Raw genomic sequence first — 514 nt, forward strand, 5'->3', positions numbered from 1 at the left:
GCCTGATGCCCCGCAGCCCCGCCCCTGACGACGACAACGACCTCGGCGACCTGCCCGACTCGCATCCGCCGCAGCCCGTGTATTACGCCGAGCAGGCCCTTCTCGGCGCCCTCCTCCTCGAACACCACCGCCTCGACGAAGTCGACGGGATCGAGCCCGACTCGTTCTCGAACCACGCGCACGGCGCCCTGTTCGCCGCAATCCGCGCCCTGCCGGCCCCCGACCCGGTCCAGCACGCCCAGGACACCACCTGGCTGAACGCGGTGCTCGCCGCCGCACGCGAGCACGCCCGCGGACTGACCGCCTCCTACCTGCACACCCTGATCCAGGTCTGCCCGTGGCCCAGACACGCGTCCGCGTACGCCCGGATGATCGAGGCCGATCACGCCCGCCGCATCCTGCGCGCCCATGCCGAGCGCCTCGCGCAGACCGCGACGGACGTCACGCTCCTGCACCCGGTGCCCGCCGCCCTCGCTGAAGCCGACGCCCTCGCCAGCGCCGTGGACGGTATCGC

At 73.2% G+C, this 514-nt stretch carries 1 protein-coding gene; it reads left to right on the forward strand.

Annotated features, from left to right (window positions below; all coding sequences use genetic code 11):
• Positions 1-5: 5 nt before the first annotated feature.
• A partial coding sequence (locus C1I97_RS38675) for a DnaB-like helicase N-terminal domain-containing protein (RefSeq protein ID WP_441349207.1) occupies positions 6-514 on the forward strand: 509 nt, incomplete at its 3' end.

This window comes from Streptomyces sp. NTH33, assembly GCF_003236365.1.
In the GTDB taxonomy this organism is placed as follows: Bacteria; Actinomycetota; Actinomycetes; order Streptomycetales; family Streptomycetaceae; genus Streptomyces.